The 15,173-nt window shown below is 34.4% G+C and carries 18 protein-coding genes; all 18 read right to left on the bottom strand.

The window, feature by feature from the left end; genetic code table 11:
* Positions 1 to 5: 5 nt before the first annotated feature.
* Positions 6 to 731, bottom strand: coding sequence for an ABC transporter permease subunit (locus tag FNN09_RS11630; protein ID WP_143302533.1), 726 nt, complete (start codon positions 729 to 731; stop codon positions 6 to 8).
* Between the two features lie 40 nt (positions 732 to 771).
* On the bottom strand, positions 772 to 1,704 hold the full coding sequence (locus tag FNN09_RS11625; RefSeq protein WP_143302532.1) for an ATP-binding cassette domain-containing protein: 933 nt from the start codon (positions 1,702 to 1,704) through the stop codon (positions 772 to 774).
* A 67-nt stretch (positions 1,705 to 1,771) separates the two neighbouring features.
* On the bottom strand, positions 1,772 to 2,740 hold the full coding sequence (locus tag FNN09_RS11620; protein WP_143302531.1) for an ABC transporter permease: 969 nt from the start codon (positions 2,738 to 2,740) through the stop codon (positions 1,772 to 1,774).
* Positions 2,733 to 3,698: an ABC transporter ATP-binding protein gene (locus FNN09_RS11615; RefSeq protein WP_143302530.1), complete on the bottom strand. Its 966-nt coding sequence runs from the start codon at positions 3,696 to 3,698 to the stop codon at positions 2,733 to 2,735. Before FNN09_RS11615 ends, FNN09_RS11620 begins: the two co-directional genes overlap by 8 nt.
* A gap of 2 nt (positions 3,699 to 3,700) precedes the next feature.
* Entirely contained in the window at positions 3,701 to 4,849 is a 1,149-nt protein-coding gene (locus FNN09_RS11610) for an NEW3 domain-containing protein (protein ID WP_143302529.1), read from the bottom strand.
* A 131-nt stretch (positions 4,850 to 4,980) separates the two neighbouring features.
* Positions 4,981 to 5,181, bottom strand: coding sequence for a hypothetical protein (locus tag FNN09_RS11605; protein WP_143302528.1), 201 nt, complete (start codon positions 5,179 to 5,181; stop codon positions 4,981 to 4,983).
* Positions 5,182 to 5,261: 80 nt separating this feature from the next.
* Complete coding sequence (locus FNN09_RS11600; RefSeq protein WP_143302527.1) at positions 5,262 to 6,782, bottom strand: Do family serine endopeptidase; 1,521 nt, start codon at positions 6,780 to 6,782, stop codon at positions 5,262 to 5,264.
* Positions 6,783 to 6,870: 88 nt separating this feature from the next.
* A complete protein-coding gene (locus tag FNN09_RS11595; protein WP_143302526.1) occupies positions 6,871 to 7,314 on the bottom strand; it encodes a hypothetical protein in 444 nt (147 codons plus the stop codon).
* 38 nt (positions 7,315 to 7,352) lie between these two features.
* Positions 7,353 to 7,862 (bottom strand): Hsp20/alpha crystallin family protein, encoded by a 510-nt coding sequence (locus tag FNN09_RS11590; protein ID WP_143302525.1) that lies wholly within the window; start codon positions 7,860 to 7,862, stop codon positions 7,353 to 7,355.
* Between the two features lie 57 nt (positions 7,863 to 7,919).
* Positions 7,920 to 8,228: a hypothetical protein gene (locus FNN09_RS11585; protein WP_143302524.1), complete on the bottom strand. Its 309-nt coding sequence runs from the start codon at positions 8,226 to 8,228 to the stop codon at positions 7,920 to 7,922.
* A 55-nt stretch (positions 8,229 to 8,283) separates the two neighbouring features.
* Entirely contained in the window at positions 8,284 to 8,736 is a 453-nt protein-coding gene (locus tag FNN09_RS11580) for an Hsp20/alpha crystallin family protein (RefSeq protein ID WP_143302595.1), read from the bottom strand.
* Positions 8,737 to 10,127: 1,391 nt separating this feature from the next.
* The gene (locus tag FNN09_RS11575) at positions 10,128 to 10,307 is read right to left on the bottom strand and encodes a hypothetical protein (protein ID WP_143302523.1); all 180 of its coding nucleotides are present in this window, start codon (positions 10,305 to 10,307) and stop codon (positions 10,128 to 10,130) included.
* Positions 10,308 to 10,374: 67 nt separating this feature from the next.
* The gene (locus FNN09_RS11570) at positions 10,375 to 11,361 is read right to left on the bottom strand and encodes a hypothetical protein (protein WP_143302522.1); all 987 of its coding nucleotides are present in this window, start codon (positions 11,359 to 11,361) and stop codon (positions 10,375 to 10,377) included.
* Positions 11,362 to 11,817: 456 nt separating this feature from the next.
* A complete protein-coding gene (locus FNN09_RS21465) occupies positions 11,818 to 11,940 on the bottom strand; it encodes a hypothetical protein (RefSeq protein WP_255434095.1) in 123 nt (40 codons plus the stop codon).
* Between the two features lie 491 nt (positions 11,941 to 12,431).
* Entirely contained in the window at positions 12,432 to 12,905 is a 474-nt protein-coding gene (locus tag FNN09_RS11565) for a hypothetical protein (RefSeq protein ID WP_143302521.1), read from the bottom strand.
* Between the two features lie 259 nt (positions 12,906 to 13,164).
* Entirely contained in the window at positions 13,165 to 14,436 is a 1,272-nt protein-coding gene (locus FNN09_RS11560; protein WP_143302520.1) for a glycosyltransferase family 4 protein, read from the bottom strand.
* A gap of 277 nt (positions 14,437 to 14,713) precedes the next feature.
* Positions 14,714 to 14,995, bottom strand: a complete 282-nt coding sequence (locus FNN09_RS11555; RefSeq protein WP_143302519.1) for a hypothetical protein — start codon at positions 14,993 to 14,995, stop codon at positions 14,714 to 14,716.
* A 26-nt stretch (positions 14,996 to 15,021) separates the two neighbouring features.
* The coding region (locus FNN09_RS21575; RefSeq protein WP_143302518.1) for a transposase at positions 15,022 to 15,173 on the bottom strand (152 nt) is incomplete at its 5' end.

Below are 15,173 nucleotides of genomic sequence, written 5' to 3'. Positions count from 1 at the left end.
TCTTTTTAGTTGATGTTACGTTTAACAAGAGACAGTTCAGATGCCATTAACCCTCCAAGGATTATTGAGGCAAAATAGATGATGTTTTTACTGTCAATTACACCTCGTGTAATACTTCTATAATGATATTGCATATCGAGATATGATAAAGTATCGCCAATCATCCCCGGAAATGCCCTTGAAATAATGCCAAATAGAATCTGAAAGAAAATTCCAATAATAAGAGCCAATAAAAAGGCCACAATTTGGTTAGATGTTATACTACTAGCAAAAATACCAAGACTTATATATGCGGCACTCATTAAAAGTAAACCTAAATATCCGGTCAGAACGGAGCCATGGTCAATTGGCCCAATATTGGCAATAGAAATATAATATGGCAATGTTAGAGCCAGTGAAATTGCAATTAGCAGAAAAGTTGCCAAAAATTTACCTGAAACTACCTGCCAATCCGAAACAGGTTTAGTTAAGAGTAACTCAATAGTGCCCGTTTTAAACTCTTCGGCAATTTGCTTCATGGTTAATGCCGGAATAAATATAAAAAGCGTCCAGTATGCAATGCCGAAAAACGGTTGCATGGTAGCCCTATTAATGTAGAATACGTCATTGTTTCCATAAAGCCAGGTGAAAAAACCACTCAAGCCCAGAAAAACAACAATGAGTATATATGCCATCAGGGAATCAAAATAGCCTTTCAATTCCTTTTTTGTGATTATCCATATTTGTTTCATCAGAATATCTTATTTTTTTAAAGTTTTGAGATAATATTCATTAACGACCTTGAGTTAACTCCCTGAATACATCTTCCAGGTTTTTTTCTATCGGTGTTAGTTGAGTTATAAACCAACCTTTACTTACGCACATTTTAAAGATGCTTTCAATCGATGATTTACCAACATGGCTTTCAACCTCAAAAATGCATGAATTATCATCAACAAATGAAACCATTGCAACTTCATCAATATTGCTCAATGCTTTATAGGCTTCATTGCGATCCATAATGCTTATCCCAACCTTCAGAAGTTCTGTTCCTTGTGCTTCTTTTCGAAGCGATTCTGGTGTTCCATCGGCAACAATTTTTCCTTTGTTTATGATTAAAACCCTGTCACAAGTTGCTTCTACTTCAGCCAAAATATGAGAACTCAGAATAACCGTTTTTTCACGTCCTATTTCCTTTATGAGCTTTCGTATTTCAATAATCTGGTTGGGGTCTAAACCAGTGGTTGGTTCGTCAAGAATTAACACTTCAGGGTCGTGTATTAAAGCTTGTGCTAATCCAACACGCTGTTTGTACCCCTTCGATAACTCTCCAACCTTTTTGTGCTTTTCAAGGTCTAACCCACAAATTCGAATCATTTTCTCAACCTGCACTTTAATATTGCTTTTGCTAACTCCTTGCAACTCGCCAATGAAATTGAGATAATCCATAATGGTCATATCTAAGTACAAAGGGTTATTCTCTGGCAAGTAACCGATGTTTTTCTTTACTTCATCGGGTGCATCATGAACAGATTTTCCTCCTAGAGTAATATCTCCTCCATTGGGAGTAGTATAGCAGGTGATTGCCTTCATTGTTGTGGTTTTACCAGCTCCATTAGGGCCAAGAAATCCCAGGATTTCACCTGTCTTCACCTTAAACGACAAATCATCTAAGGCTTTTTGTGTACCATACGTCTTGGTAATATTCTTTACATGGATGTCCATTGTTTAGAATGATTTATTAAAAATTGAAAATAATTAGTTAATTATCTGGTTTTATACACGTAAATAGCTATCTGGAACGTATCTCTCTTCGCATAAATATGGTGTATGCAATGGCAAAGAACATCAGCGTACCTCCAATAAGTGCTACAACTTGTGGCCAAACCAACATAAGACTCTGACCTAATGGCAGAGGATTTGGTATAGCTCCAATGGTTTGTTCTGTTGTTAATGGACCCAAACTTCGAACTGAAGGGCGCAACAGAGTTGTTGTAACATCATTGAATAATTGTCCGGGATTAAAACGCATTAGGTTTTGGACAAAACGTTGAAAACTGACCATTTGATTTTCGCTGATAAACCTTACTGGCGCAAGTCCTTTTGCAATAAGGTTTACAATCATACTATAGAAAATAGTAAAGAAAAGCCATACGGAAATCCCTGCCAGAGCAGATGTTGCAGCCTGCCTGAATTTTACAGAAAACAGTATGGATAGATTCAGCCAAAAGCCAACGTATATGATGTTTACAATAGAGAAAATAATGATTCTCATCAATTCATCAGTTGTAGGAGGAATACCTATAAATATAAGACCAAAACCAAGTACCTGTAAACTTAGCCCAATAAAAAGGTAGCTTAGAATGGTTAAGGCAGCTAAAAACTTGGCATTTAATATATAGTCCCTATAAATAGGTTGTGCCAATAATCTGCTTAAAGTTCCTTTGTTTTGTTCGGTATTTATGCTGTCAAATCCCATGCTAATACCTAACAATGGGCCCAGGAAACTGATAAAAACCAGAAACGAAGGCAAAGTGCCATTTGAATGTGTATAAAGCTTCAGGAAGAAGAAATCATCATCGGCACTTCCTCCTTTAATAGCAGCCGAAAAATCATCCAGGGCAGCATAAAGCGACCCCATACATGTTAGCAACACCAATGCTACCATGATAATAAATTTCCAACTTTTTACCGTGTCGGAAATTTCTTTACTTACAATTACCCCAAAGGGATTCGTTTGCTTTGTAGCTATACTAATCATCGCTTAATCCTCCTTCAAAATAACGGTTATAAATAGCATCAAGACCATATTCTTTTTTACTCAATAAATTAAGTTTATAATCAGCCTCAATAACTTTTTTAGCAATGGATGAAGAAATATCTGAAGAGCATTCAATTTGAAAAAGTCCATTATCTGCTGATACTTTCTGGATATCTTCTATTGGAGCTAATAGCTTTTCCAATTCTTCCGAACCTATTGGAGATTTGTCACCGCTATCTATTCTAAGTTCAATAAGGTACATACCGTGTGTAAACAACTTTTGCGATAACTCTTTGATATTTCCTTCTGCCAATATCTTTCCACTAACAAATATTCCTACACGGTCGCAAACTTGCTGAACCTGATGAAGGTTATGAGAAGAAAATAGTACTGTAATATTTTGCTCTACGCTGAGTTTTTTTATTAAGCTAAGTAATTCTATTACACCTTTCGGGTCTATGCCTGTTGTAGGTTCATCTAGAATGATAACTTCCGGATTTTTAATCAATACATCAGCTAAACCTAATCGTTGGCGCATTCCTTTAGAATACTTGCCTGTTTTTTTGTTTTTATCGTTACCAAGACCAACTCGCTCCAACAGTTCACCGGCTTTTTCTTTGGCAGTGCTATAATCAAAACCATTCAGCCTGGCCGTATATATAAGGTTATCCAAACCCGATAAATCATCATAAAACCCTACATCCTCTGGTAAATACCCTACCTTCTTTTTAACCGCAATAGGTTTTGAGGTAGAATTAATTCCACATACACTTACACTTCCCGAACTAGGCTCTGTAAGCCCCATGAGCATGAGTATTGTAGTTGACTTTCCAGCACCGTTTGGCCCAAGCAATCCAAAAATCTCACCTTTATTAATGGATAAGTCCAGGTCATTTACAGCAGTAAAGTCTCCGTACTTTTTAGAAATACCATTTAGTTGTATAACTGGATTATCCATACTTACCTCCTTCCGAATTTCTTGATTAAGAATGCTATCCCTCCTATGGAAGCTAATATGATTAAAATTCCTAACCAACCCATAAGCATTGGTGTTTTGACCATAATTCGGAAAGATAGATTTTGATTAGCTTCAGATGTTTTGGCAGTTATTTTGGTCACGTAGTCTCCCGGAATAGCTTTTTTGTCGGCCTTTATCGTTGCATAAACCGTCGATGTTTTTCCCGGTTCCAGGCTTTCTATTTTTTTGTTATCGAATGAAACCTCCCAATTTTTCGGTTTAGATGCTGATAGTTCTATATTCTCCAATTTTGTAGAGCCTGTATTCTTAACTACCAACTCTACCTTTTTATCATCTCCTGCTGTGATTTTTGAACTTAACAATCCTGTTGGAGTTGAAAAAGCCATTTCGTAAGTACCTGTGATAACAACCTCTAATTCCATCTCTGCAGAAGTGGAACCTGAAACCGCTTTTACAGGAATCTTATAAGTTCCGGCTTTTACATTTGATGGTGCTTTGATGGTATAATTAATATTTTTTGTGCCATTGGCATCCACCTCTGTTGAAGTAGCCTGTTTATGGTTTGGCTTAATCATTACACTCCATCCCCTTGGTGGAGATGCCATTAATGCGTACTGTTGCTTAGTAGCTGTTTTATTCTTTAATACGGCATTAAATGAAAAGTTAGATTTTGAAGTACCTTCCATGTTTTTCTGGTCGCATGTAAGTTCTGATTCATTAGAGCCTGCTGTAGTTACATTAATGGTCAATGGCAATGAAGCTATACTGCCAAGCTTTGCATAAAAGGTATAATAACCTTTTTTTACACGATAGGGAACATCAATTTTAAGTTTTAAAGTTTGTTTCTTACTGCCTAATACAGCTACTTTATTAATATTCATTCCACTAGCTGTAAGTGTATAATTCCACGAACGAGGAATGTTACTAATGTTTATGTTTTCGTTTATGGTCTGTTCGTTATTATTGATGATATCCAGTGAATAATTTACTGTACTTCCGGGTGATACAGATACCTTGGTGTAAGGTGTAAAAATTTCTGTTTTACCATCATTAGCAAAAATGTTTTGCTGAACACTAAAAAATAAAATAGATACAATTAAAAATTTACAATAAGAATGTAGACTTTTCATAAAAGTTCCTCCTTAAAACTGTTAGTAATTAAATAATTAAACACAATAAAGCATCCATACTCAGAAAAGAGCATAGACATATATGAAAAGCATGCACAGAACAAACCTATGCATGCTTCAAATCAAAAATTTTATGATGCAAATTGGTACTTAGTATTTAATATTTCATCAATGACATCTGCATGCTCATTACTGAAACGTTCTCGTACCCAATTTTGAAATTTTTCCTGCTCTTCTTGATTGAGCCAGGAGATAGATTTAATCAATTCCTTTCTAAAGAGGCTTTTGTCTTCATGAACTCCATTCAATACTGTCTTACATAATTCTAACATAGAACGATACTTTAATAAAGATTCAACAAAATATTTACTGTTTTAAAAAAGATATTAATCTGTTTTTTATTTATATATTTTTATAATCCAAATGCGTAATAATAGCTACCAGGATAATCCTCGTAAACACCTTCCAGCATAACACCGCCTTTTTTATCTTGCAGGTAGTCTACTAAATCATCAACTGTTTTATAAAGCTTTCCATCCACCTTAGTAATGATAAAACCAACTTTTACATCTGTATGTCGTTTTAATTTACCTGTGAACAACTTAGTTATTCTGATTCCTCCGTCAATATTAAGTTTTTTGGCTGTTGACTTGTTTATCTCCTCCAATTCAATACCTAATACATCTAATATTTCGTTGGTACCTTTTTCGTACAACTTAGTTTTTCCTTCCTGATTTCGGAGTGTTACCAGAAATTCCAACTCTTTTCCATAACGGTTTACTACTAATGCTACTTTATCTCCGGGATGATGCCTACCAATAACTTCTAATAATTTAGCAGATGCCACTACTTCAACATCATTTACTTTAAGTATAACATCTCCAACTTCAATCCCGGCCTCTCCGGCAGCACTATGGCTGGCAATACTATCCACATAAACTCCTTCTGTGACTTTAAGGTCTTTTTCTTTTGCAAGATTCCCGTCAACGCTTCGAATCATCAAGCCCAAATAACCTCTTTGAACCATCCCATATTTAAGGAGGTCTTCAATAACTTTTGAAACTATATTAGCAGGAACAGCAAAGCCATATCCAGCATAAGCACCTGTTGGACTTGCTATAGCAGTGTTAATTCCAATTAATCCACCCTGAAGGTTAACCAAAGCTCCTCCGCTGTTTCCCGGATTAATAGCTGCATCTGTCTGAATGAAGGATTCAATCGCACTTTGGTCTCTTAAAATATTTATATTTCGTCCGGTGGCACTTACAATTCCTGCTGTCACTGTTGAATTAAGATTGAAGGGATTCCCAACAGCTAATACCCATTCTCCAACCTCTACTTCATCTGAATTTACTAATGGCAAATAAGGCAATCCCTTTTCTTTTATCTGCAACAGAGCCAAGTCAGTAGAAGGGTCAGTTCCAACTACCTTAGCTTTAAAAACCTGGTTATCATCCAAAGTAACCTCAATATCGTCAGCATTGGCAATAACATGGTTATTGGTTACAATATAACCATCTGTATTAATGATTACACCAGAACCACTACCTACTCTTGCTTGCGGACCTCTTTGTTGTGGCTGAGGGGATTCAAACTTAAATTCCGGACCAAAAAAGCGTTTAAACATGTCATCTTGAAAAAAATCCCTAAACGGGTCGGATTGATGACGATAATTGTAGTTTTTGACATTCTGAACCTGTGTAGATTTGATATGAACAACCGCAGGCATTACCTTTTTTGCTACTTCAGTAAATTCAAGCGGAACTATCTCTCCACTTTTATTAACTGTATAGGTAGTTCCTACAACTGGAGTGCCCGATAGATGTTCAACCTTTACTGTTTTATTATTATTGCTATTTATAAAAAGAAACGCACCTATTGTAAGGGCACTGCTTACAACAGACACCAATAGCAATGAGCCAAACCTTTTCATTGTTGCTATATTTTATTGTTTAATACAAAATTAATTTCTATGACAAATTGTTTTGGTTAAAGACTGGTTAAACTCAGTTAAGAAAATGTTAAAGTGCATCACAATCCTTTATGCGACTACAATTCCGCTCATTAACTTCATCCGTTTGTAAAACCACTTCAAGTCTCTTCATTTCTTTATCCCATGAAACATTACTAATTATATAATTATCCTGTGGCAACTTATACTTAAAGCTTTTAAGCCTGTCGTAAGTTGATTTTTCATTAATCGTTTTATCAAGTAACCTGAAGTACCTGGGTTTTACAATCTCTCTTCTCTCATAGATGATTAGAGATAAACAAGCCCCCTTTATATTTAACCTATAATTATTCTCCTTTAGCAAAGCCGAACTTATAAAAACAAAACTCCGCCCTTGCTTTTCCTCATATTTAAATTCTACATTCTGATTGTTACATTTTTCTGTTGAAATGTAAGCATGGTTATTTCTTAATTGGTGATTACACCTGAACGTTTCTTTATTTAAAACTTCCATTAAATCAAGATTTATCCATTTAAACAATTTGCTTCTTCTTATGCTGTATTCTTGAATAAGTTGTTAATGCGAAGCTTTATCTCGTTAATTATATTTTTTGGTTTATTGTTTTTTTCTTCCAAAGCTTTAGCATTACTTGAATCGTCAAATACCGGAATTTCCCTATAGCTTACGTATTCTTCCTTTTTTGGAATCTCTACTTTTAGAACACCTTTTTGGAATGAAGCATTGATATTATCAAGATTCATATCACTTGATAATCTTATATTTTTAACAAAGTGCTTTTCTATACTATTGTCAGTATTACTATTCCACCATGAGCCTTTATTTTTATTTGTCCCTTCAATGGTTAATACATTGTTTTGCAAACTTATGGCTAAGTCTTTTTTTCTAAAACCTGGCAATGTATAACTATAGTTATAAGCAAATGGAGTTTCCGATATACTTTCTGTTTGCTGACGACTATATTCAAGTATTGGTTCCAATAAACTAAACTCAAATAATGGGCTGAACCAAGGTATTGCGTTTGTACATATTATAGTTTTCATGATAATTACTTTTTAAATTAATATCAAGGGATGCAACTTACTATCCAGCTCTTAATTCTATTCTCCATCGTTATTTCCTAATTTTGATGAATCAGGCTGTAAGACTGGAATGTTATGCCAATATTGAAATGGAGTAAATAGATTAAAAGTTGAATCGACTTTTGAGTTGAAAAATGGGTACATATAAACAGAATCAATATTAGGAGCTATTGGAACTTGAGTAATTTCATTGGTTTCAACTATCTTTTCTGAAGATTCACTCTTTTTTACTGAATCAACATTTAGTCCTTCCACTTTATTTTCTACTTTTTCACATCCGGCAAATACCGTTGCCAGAATAAATAGTGATAAAACTATCCTTTTCATAACAAGATATTTAAAGAATTCGAAAATAAGGGCAGTAAAAACTGCCCATAGTCAATTACATAATTTCGATTTGTTTTGCAGGTTTTGGTTTAACCTCTTCGCGTTTGGGAAGTGTAAGGTGAAGAATACCATTTTCATAATTTGCGCCAATTTTCTCAGCATCAATTACATTTTCAGAAACTGTAAATGAGCGTTGGAAAGACTGGTAGCTGAATTCACGACGAGTTACTTTTTCACCATCTTTTTCTTCTACTTCACTTTTCTTTTCTGATGAAATAGTCAAACGACCATTGTCATAGTTTACTTTGAAATCTTCTTTGGTTAAACCTGGTGCAGCAACATCGATTAAAAACTCATTGTCGTTTTCTTTAACATTAACTGCTGGTAAGGTAGTGTCTGTGCTTGAATAGTTAGTTCTATTCCAATCCATCAATTCGCCATCGAAAAATCTATCGAAGATTGAAGGTGCTGATGGAAACCAGTTGTTTGATAATTTTGCAAGTGTCATAACTTTATCCTCCAAAAATTTTAGTTCAACAAATTTTTATAATTACACCTTTGCTATTTCAAACTAAATGCCAATTTCAATGGCGTTATTCTGTAAGATTTATTTTTTATTGATTTTCAAATAAATAGATTTTGTGGAATAAAAAGCAGTGTTTATCCAAGAGTCATTTTGACATAAATCAATAACGTACCAGTGTCATTATGACCACTTTAACTGACATTTTTTCCAGATTAAACACTATACTTCAAAAATGAAAGAAAGCTTCATTTCTAAATAGAAGTGATAACATAGTACTTATCTACAAAACCACTACCTGTAATAAATTTCATGAACAGATTACTATTCACAATCGACTTCGATTTTATCTCACAATATACTTGACATTAACCCATTTTTAGGTTCGATTCCTTTTTGCTATATTTATTGTCAAATGAGTTCATTAAAACGCATTTGAAACGGGCATTTTTTAGCCTTTTTTGGTGGACTTACAGAGGACTTTAAAAATTGAATTCGTAAAATATTGAGAATAGGGTACTTAAAGCAAATTTTCAGTTCCCTCTCTCTCCGCTCATTGAAATGTAAAAACAAATCCTATACTATAGAGTGTTGTAGAATTTTTCATATTGTTCGTTACATGTTGCTGTCTTCTATATGGATTTTATCATTTTTACTTCATACCCCGTAGGGCAAGGAAACTCGTTTTTGTATTACAAAAACACATCTTGCATCTACTTCGTAAGAGGAATTCAGCAATCTTTTAACATCGAGGTTTATAGAATAAAACACTACTCTTGCATTCATAATTATATGGGGCATTTTTATTTGCTTAAGCCACTTTTCTTAGAAGGGAAAAACTATATGCAAAAGGAAGCGGAATAACCTTTAATTTAAATTGATGGGCATTACATTTGGATATGTAAAATGGATGCTTGTTTTAATAAGCTCAAAAAAAAACTTCTAAGATAATCTCAATAGAAAAACAAGCATTGGTTTTACTAATCAGACCACACAAATGCGCATCATTTAAATAAGGTTTATGCCGAACACTTTTGCATGTGTTGAGCCCGTTAAGAGCTTTGCTTATGAGTAATGAAAATGTGATAACTATTTTTTGTTGATGTAATACTACAGACGACAATTTTTACTCTTTAATAAAATGTCATTCGAAAAAATTTATGTATATTGTATAGCATCAAAGGATAATAAATAGCATCATTTAATAAGTGTAATATTCGGTGTAACACTGAATATAATCACAAGCCAATACATTGTATGTTAGGACACTATCACCTCAGAAGATATTCCTGCCGGGATCACTAAAAACCCAGTAAATCATTGATTTACTGGGTTTTGTGTTTTTAAGGGGTCAATATTGGTGTCAAATACTCTGTTTAGTTACTCATTATTTTAATTAATTTGTTTTTTATCTTTTCGTTGGGAGCATGATCAATTACAATTTTTCTTACAGTACTTACTTTCTCCTTGATTTCATCTAGCCATTCCTCATAACCATCGATATTATTATTCTCCTCTTCTTTATACAAGGTAATTTCATCTATTTCGCTGTGCACAACTGCCAATTGTTCATTAAGGTTTTCGTAAACAAGTTTATGATACCTTAAAGCTTCATTTTTTTGATTAGTGATTAGTGATTAGTGAGTGATTTATGACATCTTTAGCAATTTTATACCAATCTTTTAAATAATCGTGATTTATTAAAACATAACTAGCATAAGCAATACAAACACGTTTAAAATTTGGCTTTTCAATATGAGTTAGAACAAAGTTTGATTGTTCATTTTGCTTAAATTTTTCGAAATAGATTGATTCAGCATTTTCGTACGAGCAATATGATGAAATACTAGAGGATTTATTAGAATCTACTTCGATAATGAAAAAGTTATTATTCTTACCAATATGATAAAACCATTCATCTCTAATGTTTCGATGGTTTTTTATGAAGACCTCATTAAACTTAGAATGTATTTTATATTTCTCATCTAATTCAATTACCTCTTTTTTCTCTTCAATAGTTAATTTATCTATTCGTGAAAGCAGTAGTAGCACATGCTCAAAATCTTCGTGTTTTTCTCCCTCCTTGATTTTTAAATTATATAAAATATCGATTATCTCCACCATAGAAGCCCATTTGTGACTCCTGACTGTACGTATTTGTACTTCTATTAATTTAGAGGCATTCATAGGACTTTCAATATATATATGATAGCCTCTGTAACCATCTTCCTTACTCTCTTTTAGATAATCGTTAGAGTGCTTAACGTTAAAACGTATACTAATTAATTTAACGAGATTTTTTATCGCACTTTCATTATAAACTAAAATTCGACAACCGGCTAAATCGCCCATATTACCTAAAGACATGGTTGGCTGTCGTTTTATTTTGGATAAAATTGATTCAATACGCTTAATTCTAAAAGAAATGATATTGCTCTTATTACTCTGTTTAGAAATCACCCTCAAATCCTCAAACATTGATGATAAATCATCCTTAAACGATGTTCTGTATTTTTGAAGTTTGTCTAATAGTTCAATTGTTGGGCGTTTATCTTCTTTAAGTATTTTTCTTAATTCTTTCCCTAGTTTGTTAATTTGTGATTTTGTCATGTACCATTTAATTAGATTAAAGGATTAAAAGTCAAACAAGACTAATTAAACATACTTATAAAAGTATTATTATTATTACACTTTATATTTTATTACTATAAAAAAAATTTCATAAACAGAGCATTTCCCCACCTTAGCACCTACTAATAAAAACTATTTAATACAAAAGTTGCCTTACTAGTATTAACAAGGGAGTCACATTGTTAATCATTATTTTTCAACACACTACCAAACAACTGACTGTAATAAAAATACTCTTCAACTCCATAACATGTGCTATACTGTCTGATTCTTCCCAACCTTCTTTTTCTATTATTGAGGGTTAAACATCATTTGGTAAATCGAAAAATCTATGTGCTTCATAATTTCACTGCACTTGTTGCACAACTTTGTTTCTGTATTAAAAAAACTAAAGCATTTTTTTTCATTTGATAATTAACTTAACAATTGATGATACTATTTAAATTCTTCGCTTTTTTCTATCTCTACAGTATCAAGAACTAAATGCTCTGGAGAAAGTCCAATCTCTTCAAGCATATTTATATAGTTGTATTTAGTGCGTTGGGCAATGGTTTTCATTTTAACTAATTCGTCTAATATTTAATACAGCAAAGTCTCCCCTCACCATACATCATGACTTATATGCTAGCCATCCCTATCCTCCTAACAAACATCAAACACGTGCTCTCTAACATCGGTTATTATGATTGAGCACATCAAAATGTCTACTATTAGAGGTCGGTTTTCTGGGTTTTAAGTAGAACTTGCTGCTTTTTTTCATCAATAATGGTGTTTAATGACATCAACTGGCTACAAAAACACATCGACAGGCAGGTGCCACAAGCCAGGTTCATATGCCTTTAGACATGTTTATTGATCTTTAAATGAGTAAAACCGATGTTACAAGCCAGGAGGCTGATGATTTTTTTTACGTGGGAGATGTAAAAATTAAGAAAGTAGATGAAAATTTGATCGCTATGGATGATGAAGTAAACACGACAGAGCAATCAATGTGTGAACGAGATATTACAAGGAAGGGCACCGATGTGGCACCCTTGTTGAATGATCTACTATACTTCCTCCTCTTTCTTTTTACGTTTACGTGGAAAGCGGGCTGCCATTTCAGATACCTTCTCCTTGGCTCCCGGGTGGTTCATTTTAGCAGCGTTCTTCATTAGGCTATAAATCATCAGTGAAGTGCGATAAGCCTCGCTACCTGCAATGGCATACGAATCATTAATACCCGCTGTTAGTTGCGTTAATTTAAAATTTAACGAGCGTAGTTGATCAATGGCTTTAACATCTTTATCAAAAGCTGCCTGATCAATAAATGTCTGCAACAAGCCCTGCTCTTGTCGGGCTACTTCAGCGGCCTTGTCAACAAAAGCCACTGACTTATCACCCATTATTAGCATATCTTGCTTTTCATTGGCACTTAAAACGGCCAGCTTAGGTAATAACACTGCTTCCAGCACTTTTACAGCATCATTTACCTGTGTTTCTTCTTCGCTACTTAGCTCTAATTCATAATTATTCTCTTGCATAATTCTTTTGTTGGTTAAACAATATTACGAAGCTAAGCAGACCACACACTCAACACACTGACAATTATCAGTCTTTATGGGGTTTTAGACTAATAACACTATTTTATTCACCAACACACTATTTAACAGGATAAACAACCAAAAGCACACAAACGTTATTTTTTTTGCATTGTTTGCTTTTGGCTTAGTCGAGGGGGTAATACCATTTTGATTATGAAATTAGCACTTGATATAATGAAATAAATGGTATAACACCTCTCTACCAATTTCTTAGGCAAGATTGATAGACATCAACTAATTTATCAGCTAAAGCTATATCGTTGTACTTATACCTTGCATGTTGTAATGCTTTTTTGCGGGCATTATTAAATGCTTGTGAGTCGGTTAATAAGCTCTCCAGCGCAGCTGCCAGCTTTTCATGATTGTTAGGTTGATACAACACTCCTGCGCCATCTACAATCTCAGAAAAAGAGCCTGTATCAGGGACTACAGCAGGGATACCAGCAGCGAAAGCTTCGCACAAATATAAACCCACGCCCTCATCAAATGTCAGTGGAACTGAAATAAGCGAAACAGCATCATAAAAAGAAGCATGATCAGACATCGCATAATCATCAACAAACTCAACATCGTTTTGGTAGGGTTCCAACATCTTCTTTAGCTTCTTTACGAACTTAATATCGGCATTGGTATAGCCCCCTCCTATTTTAAGTTTTAGCTGCGGAATATTATTCTTCTCTTTTAATATCAAAAAGGCTTTGGCTAATATATCTAGACCATTTAAATGGTTCATACGATAGAAGAAGCCTATCACCGGAACAGTTGGTCTATTCACTTGCTTATAATCGGTCTGATCAATGCCAGGATAGATAACCTCGGGTTCTTTACTATTGGGAAGCCTTTGCTGAAGAACATTCTTATAAAAATTACTTGTGGTTATCAGCTTATCAACATATTGAAGATTGACCTCAATACTACGCCATGCATCATTGGCGTATTTTTCTTTCATACTATCAAGCCATACCTCTTCATCCTGCACAGAGCATACAACAGGAATATCCAGCTTTTCCTTTAATACTTTGGCTATACCTATTAACAATGTGCTGGATAGATGTATGATATCCGGCTGCTCGTCTTCTTTTAGCCATGACACTAACCGTTCTACTTCCGCCAAAAAGACCTTATCATCACCATTAATCATCGCCAAAGTCATACCTTCCATTCCATCACCAGATGTAGTACCGGACAAGGATGCTGCCATCTTAAGCATTGAACCAGAGCTGAGCATTCGCTCTATCCAAAGGGGCATCTTTATTCGTTGGAAGAATTTTTGAGCCAAATAGAATGATGTAGCAGGAAAGAAAATAGGACTATTAGTTTTGAATGCCTTATTGTTAACCGGCAGATAAAGCGGAATAACCATTACATCGTGCCCTTGCTTCCGAAGTGCTGAGGCCTGTAAATTATCACGAAAACAGTTGCCGCAATAAAATGAATCACCAGTTCCGGGTACGATAAAAGCAATTTTCATGTGATTATATTTTGTTTTTTATTGTCACATGGAACTCGCCAAAATTAATCATACTCCTGTGTGTGAAGCAATTCGCATGGCTCGTTTCATGTGTTTATAATTTTGTTATTCTCTGACATAGAGTTTGTTTCAAAATAAGTTGTAAACGCCAAGAAGTTAAATTTTCATGTTCATGCTCGAGGCAATAGTCCTGTGTGCTTAGCGTTTGAATTCAGTTTCATATACGGGGTTTCCATATCTGAATATGGATATTTCAACCTCCAGTAAAAATCGACCTTTAGGCAACTTCTTTTTTAATCTCTATTTCAACTCCCATTTCTTTTAAGAGTTGAATATGTCTTTTAATTTGTTTTTCCTTTTTAATCTCTTGTAAATACTCTACTCCTAACTCCCTATAAGCTACTTTGTCTTGAAGGATGTAGTAGGCGGCTACCAGGATCTTATGTCCTATTGCTACTAATGCTCTTTTCTTACCTCTGCGTCCTACAAGACTATCATACTTACTCCGTAGATAGGTGTTTTTTGTTCTCGTTGCTGCCCATGCACATTGCACTAGCAAAACCTTAAGATATTTATCTCCATGTGTTATTCGGGTGCTTTTTTTTTACCAGCCGATTCATTGCTTCCCGGAGACATCCCCGCCCATGAAGCTAAATGTTGCTCATTTGGAAACTGATCCATATTATTGCCGATCTCCGCTAAAATATATGCCGCTCCTTCCTTGCCAACGCCAGGAA

The sequence above is a fragment of the Carboxylicivirga sp. M1479 genome (assembly GCF_007097485.1).
Taxonomy (GTDB): domain Bacteria; phylum Bacteroidota; class Bacteroidia; order Bacteroidales; family Marinilabiliaceae; genus Carboxylicivirga.
This window is presented reverse-complemented; position numbering and strand designations above follow the sequence as displayed.

Excerpts from the sequence above, each read along its gene's own strand:
- FNN09_RS11595 (WP_143302526.1), bottom strand. The coding sequence starts at position 7,314 with ATGGAAGTTTTAAATAAAGAAACGTTCAGGTGTAATCACCAATTAAGA.
- FNN09_RS11585 (WP_143302524.1), bottom strand. The coding sequence starts at position 8,228 with ATGAAAAGGATAGTTTTATCACTATTTATTCTGGCAACGGTATTTGCC.
- FNN09_RS21465 (WP_255434095.1), bottom strand. The coding sequence starts at position 11,940 with ATGAAAACCATTGCCCAACGCACTAAATACAACTATATAAATATGCTT.
- FNN09_RS11630 (WP_143302533.1), bottom strand. The coding sequence starts at position 731 with ATGAAACAAATATGGATAATCACAAAAAAGGAATTGAAAGGCTATTTT.
- FNN09_RS11620 (WP_143302531.1), bottom strand. The coding sequence starts at position 2,740 with ATGATTAGTATAGCTACAAAGCAAACGAATCCCTTTGGGGTAATTGTA.
- FNN09_RS11570 (WP_143302522.1), bottom strand. The coding sequence starts at position 11,361 with ATGACAAAATCACAAATTAACAAACTAGGGAAAGAATTAAGAAAAATA.
- FNN09_RS11590 (WP_143302525.1), bottom strand. The coding sequence starts at position 7,862 with ATGAAAACTATAATATGTACAAACGCAATACCTTGGTTCAGCCCATTA.
- FNN09_RS11625 (WP_143302532.1), bottom strand. The coding sequence starts at position 1,704 with ATGGACATCCATGTAAAGAATATTACCAAGACGTATGGTACACAAAAA.
- FNN09_RS11605 (WP_143302528.1), bottom strand. The coding sequence starts at position 5,181 with ATGTTAGAATTATGTAAGACAGTATTGAATGGAGTTCATGAAGACAAA.
- FNN09_RS11615 (WP_143302530.1), bottom strand. The coding sequence starts at position 3,698 with ATGGATAATCCAGTTATACAACTAAATGGTATTTCTAAAAAGTACGGA.
- FNN09_RS11565 (WP_143302521.1), bottom strand. The coding sequence starts at position 12,905 with ATGCAAGAGAATAATTATGAATTAGAGCTAAGTAGCGAAGAAGAAACA.
- FNN09_RS11610 (WP_143302529.1), bottom strand. The coding sequence starts at position 4,849 with ATGAAAAGTCTACATTCTTATTGTAAATTTTTAATTGTATCTATTTTA.
- FNN09_RS11560 (WP_143302520.1), bottom strand. The coding sequence starts at position 14,436 with ATGAAAATTGCTTTTATCGTACCCGGAACTGGTGATTCATTTTATTGC.
- FNN09_RS11580 (WP_143302595.1), bottom strand. The coding sequence starts at position 8,736 with ATGACACTTGCAAAATTATCAAACAACTGGTTTCCATCAGCACCTTCA.
- FNN09_RS11600 (WP_143302527.1), bottom strand. The coding sequence starts at position 6,782 with ATGAAAAGGTTTGGCTCATTGCTATTGGTGTCTGTTGTAAGCAGTGCC.